This window comes from Streptomyces sp. NPDC059696, from assembly GCF_042733745.1.
Classification (GTDB): domain Bacteria; phylum Actinomycetota; class Actinomycetes; order Streptomycetales; family Streptomycetaceae; genus Streptomyces.
This window is the reverse complement of record NZ_JBHWFG010000077.1, coordinates 1-4,418: the sequence shown is the minus strand read 5'-3', so window position 1 is coordinate 4,418 and position 4,418 is coordinate 1. Positions and strand designations below refer to the sequence as shown.

The 4,418-nt window shown below is 70.4% G+C and carries 2 protein-coding genes and 2 pseudogenes; 2 read left to right on the top strand and 2 right to left on the bottom strand.

Annotation, left to right across the window (positions count from 1 at the left end; genetic code table 11):
• Together ACFV20_RS36525 and ACFV20_RS36520 are read right to left on the bottom strand one after the other, a co-directional pair.
• Positions 1-938 (bottom strand): annotated as a pseudogene (locus tag ACFV20_RS36525) (hypothetical protein); the annotation flags it as partial.
• Positions 939-1,187: pseudogene (locus tag ACFV20_RS36520) on the bottom strand (RHS repeat domain-containing protein); the annotation flags it as partial. It abuts the pseudogene before it with no gap.
• A gap of 104 nt (positions 1,188-1,291) precedes the next feature.
• On the opposite strand from ACFV20_RS36520, the gene ACFV20_RS36515 reads away from it, so the two are divergent.
• Positions 1,292-2,530, top strand: coding sequence for an AAA family ATPase (locus tag ACFV20_RS36515; RefSeq protein WP_385665388.1), 1,239 nt, complete (start codon positions 1,292-1,294; stop codon positions 2,528-2,530).
• A 167-nt stretch (positions 2,531-2,697) separates the two neighbouring features.
• A complete protein-coding gene (locus tag ACFV20_RS36510) occupies positions 2,698-4,293 on the top strand; it encodes a Mu transposase C-terminal domain-containing protein (RefSeq protein ID WP_385665390.1) in 1,596 nt (531 codons plus the stop codon).
• The last annotated feature ends 125 nt before the right edge of the window (positions 4,294-4,418 follow it).

The window sequence follows — 4,418 nt, the reverse complement described above, 5'->3', positions numbered from 1 at the left end:
TCGAACAGTGCCTGCGCGCCGAGCGGGTCGGTCGCCGTCTTGGGGCGGTCGGCCTGGTCGTAGTCCCACTTGGTGGTGTTCTGGCGGGCGTCGGTGAGAGTGGTGAGGTTGCCGTTCTCGTCGTAGCCGAGCGCGGTGGTGTGCCCCAGCGGGTCGGTGATCTCCCTGGGCTGGTTGAGCGCGTCGAACAGCACCGTGGTCTGGGAGCCCGCCTGGTCCAACAAGGCGCTGGTTCGGCCCGCGCTGTCGGTGAACTGCGCGGTAGTGCGGCCCTCAGGGTCCGTGACAGCAGTGAGGTCGCTGTTGCTGTAGGCGTAGGCCGTGACGGCGTCCGAGGCGTCGGTAGCTGTCTTGAGCTGCCCGGCACCGTTGTAAGTAAAGGTGGTCTCTCGGCCTTCCGGATCGGTGATCTTCGCCAGGTTGCCATTGGGCTCGTGAGTGAAACGCGTGGTGTGGCCGAGTGCGTCGGTGATGCTGCTCGGTTGGTCGTACGGGCCGTCGTAGACCACGGTGCCGGTGGAGCGCGCCTCGGTGGTCCCGGAAAGCTCGGTCGCGCCGGTGACACGGCCCTCGGAGTCATACGAGAACTTGGTGCGCCGTCCGTAAGGATCGATCACTGCATCGACGCGATGGTTGGCGCCGCGCTCATAGACCGTCTTGCGTGCCAGGTCGGTGCCATAAGCCTGAGTGTCGGAGGTGCCATAGCCCTGGTCGAACTCCACCCGACGCACGGCGCCGCCCGGCTGGGTCACCTCCGTTGCGGTGATCTCTCCCGTGCCGGTGGTGGTGTAGGCGAAGGCGTACTTCGCACCCTCGGTCAGCGTCTGTTGCTTGACTCTCCCGCTTGTATCGTACGAGTTGCTCATGTAGACGATGCTGCGGGCGTCCTTCGCCGTGGCGATGCGGTTCGAGGTGCCGTCGTAGGTGTAGGAACTCACCTTCCCCGCCGGGTCGGTGACCGTTTCGAGCCGCCCAGCACTGTCGTATGTGTACGACTGCGATGTGCCGGTTTGGTGTCGGTGGGTGGGTGTCAGTGACGGCACGTCAGAACTGGGCGTTTTCGCTGGTGGGGTGTTGAGGAAGGGCGGGAGCACTGCCGTGGGGCGGTGCGTGCGGCGGCCGCGGCTGTCACGGGGCGGTACACCCCACTCCGCTCCGCTGTCTTGAGAACGGCACTCCTGATCCATTTTGGGCTGCGCGGCTGCACCGTGGTGGGTGTTGGTGTCCGCGGGCGGAAGGGTGTGGGGTGGGGGAGCCGGGCGCGCGGGGTGAGGTCACGGTGGGGTTGAGGGTGTCCAGGCCGGTGCTGGTTGCGCGGCTGCTGGAGCTGGATGCGGCCGGGGCGTTGACGACGGCGCATGTGCGTGCGGGCGCCCAGGTCGGCGGGGTGAATGTGCGCACGGTGTGGCGCTGGCTGGATGCGGCGCGGACGGAGGGCCGTGTCGAGCGCAGACCGCGGGCCCGGCTGGAGTTGTCCGACCAGGTGTGGGAGGTGCTGGCGCAGGCGGGCGGGAACGTTGCAGCGCTGCACCGGCATCTGAAGGCGGCCGGGGACGAGGTGCCCTCGCTGGCGTCGTTGCACCGGGTGGTGCGCCGGGACCTTCAGGCCGGAAGGGTCCTGCCGGACCGCGCGGTGGTGCGGCGGGAGCGGGATGAGCAGCAAACGCGGCAGGCACTGGCTGACCTCGCCCTGGCCGGGCCGCAGGAGGGCGGCGCGGCGAAAGTGGCTGCGCGCCGGCTGCCGCGTCTCGTACCAGTGGCGACCAGCGGCTTGCCGGTGGGGGAGAGCGGTGCGCTGGCGGGTGTGGCGTTGCCGGCGGGAGCGAAGCTGGTGCGGACTTCGTCGGTGCGGGCGGTGACCGAGGCGGTCGGGCAGGCGATGGCGACCCAGGGCGCGGTGTGTGTGTTCGGCGACCCGGGCCGAGGCAAGACCGCGGCCGTGCGGATGGCGCTTGGTCAAGTGCCCCCGGGCTGGAAGGTGACGTGGGTGCCGGTACCGGTGCGCCCGTCGGTGGCCGGCATGAGGCGTGCGGTATTCGACGCGCTGGCGCTGCCGGGCCGCTTCCCGCACACGTCGGCGCTGGCCGATGCGGCGGTCGCGAGGGCTCTGGCTGAGGCGCGGGTGCTGGTGGTCGACGAGGCGCAGCGCCTTCCTGCGCCGTGCCTGGAGTACCTGCAGAGCCTGTGGGACCACCCCGGCACCCGGGTCACGCTGGTGTTGTGCGGGGCGGGCAGCGAGCGGGCGCTGGCCCGGCTTCCGCAGCTGGCATCGCGGGTGGTGGCGTGGCAGGAGGTTCCACGCCTGGCCGGAGCGGAAGTGACGAGCGTGGTGACCGGCTTCCATCCGCTGTGGCGCACCGTCCCGGCCCCGGAACTGACGTGGATCGACCAGTCGTGCGCGCACGGCACGTTCCGCACGTGGGCCGCTTTGACCGCGCACCTGCAGAACGCGCTGCTCACCGCCGCTGATGCATCCATCGACCGGGCCTTGCTGAGGCGGCTGTTTAAGCGGGTCGCGCCGCCACTGTGAACGAAAGCGCTCCTGCAAGAGACGGGAGGGCGATCGCATGCTCCCGGCCACCAGCAAGTACACGACGTCCCACCCGCGTGAGGGGAGCTGACATGAAGGACGGCGACGCCATCCGCCCGGACGGCGGACTGCCTGCGGAGTCGAGGACGGCGCTGCGCGGTCCGGCCGTGCGGCGGCTGCTCGCACTGCGGGCAACCAAGAAGCTGACAGTAGTCCATGTGCGGGTGGCTGCGGACGCGCTGGGGGTGTCGGAGCGCACGGTGTGGCGCTGGCTGGCCGCCGCTCAGAGCGATGAGACCGCAGCCGCCTACCCCGGCGCACGCTCCCGGGTCGATGCGAGGTTCACGGTCACGTCCGAGGTCCGTGGGCTGTTGGCGCTGTGGAAGGGGAACGTGCGGGCGGTCCACCGCGAACTGGTGCTGCGTGCTGCCAGGCAGTCTCCGCCTGCCAACGCGCCGTCGCTGACGACGCTGCACCGGGCGATCCGCCGTGATTTGACGCCGGGGGAGCGGGCTGGGCTTGCGGGAGGGGAGCGGGCGGCGCGTAAGCATGATGTGTTCCTGGCCCGGCCGCGCTCCTGGCGCAACCACGTGTGGGAGACCGACCACGTCCAGGCGCCAGTGCTGGTCGACGTCGACGGCAAGGCATGCAGGCCGTGGATCACCTGGTTCACCGACTGCGCGACGAACGCGATCACCGGCCTCGCGGTCACGCCGGGGGACCCGTCGCGGGAGTCGGTGCTGGCCGCGCTGCGCTCCTCGGTCCTGCGTGAGGACCCCTACGGTCCGTTCGGTGGTCTGCCCGAGAAGGTGCGGGTGGACCGTGGCAAGGACTTCCTGTCGAGGACGGTGACCGCGGCGTTCGATCTGTTGGACGTGACGGTGGAGGACCTGCCCGCCTACACCCCCCATCTCAAGGGCACCGTGGAGGGGTTGAACCGTGCGGTGGAGGGCATGTTCCTGGCCGCGCTGCCCGGCTATGCCCGCCAGCCGCGCCCCGGTAAGCGTGCTTCCCGTCCGAAGGACGAAGTGCTGCTCGGCTTCGAGGACTTCACCGCCCGGCTGCTGGATTGGACACTGTGGTGGAACACCGAGCACCGCCCGGCTCCGTTGCGGGGCAAGACTCCGCTTGAGGCGTGGCAGGACGATCCCACCCCGCTGCGGGACGTGCCGGCGACGGATCTGTGGACGTTCACCCTGGAGGACGCCGGCACCCGCACGCTGACCACCCGCGGCATCCGCTTCCGCAGACGCGACTACGTGGGGCCGTGGATGACCGGCCAGGCCGGGATCCAGGTCCGAGTGCGCTTCATGCCCCACCACGACCACCGCATCGAGGTCTACCACGCGGCCACCGGCCGCTACCTGGGTCCTGCGGACCTGGCCGACCAGGCCACCGACGAACAGATCAGCGCCGTACGAAGGGCGCGGTCCGCTCGCGCACGCCGTTTGAAAAAGGACCTGGAGGCCTCGCAGCGCGAGCGCTACGCCGCCGTGAACCAGCCCGAGGCACCTCAGCGGCTCGGCGCGCTGACCGGTGCGCAGGCCGAGGCCGAACTCGCCCGGACTGCTGACTCCGACCTCGCGCAGCTCGCAATGCCGGACCTCATCCCGCCCGCCGCGCCCCCGGCCGACTGGCGCACCCCGCCCTCCCTCGTCACCCGGACCGCGCCCGGCCGGCCTGCTCCCGTCCCACCCGAACCTGCCCCCGGGCGCCCGCCCGGATCGACCGCTCAGACCACTGAAGACGGAGACGCCTCGTGACCGCGGCCACCTACCAGTACGTCGACCTGCTGTCGTGGCTCGTTCAATCTGATCGGTGTTCGGTGTGTTGAGCTGGGCTGATCAGTTGATTGGTTGGGGCTGGCGGTGTGCTCTGTGTTGGCGAG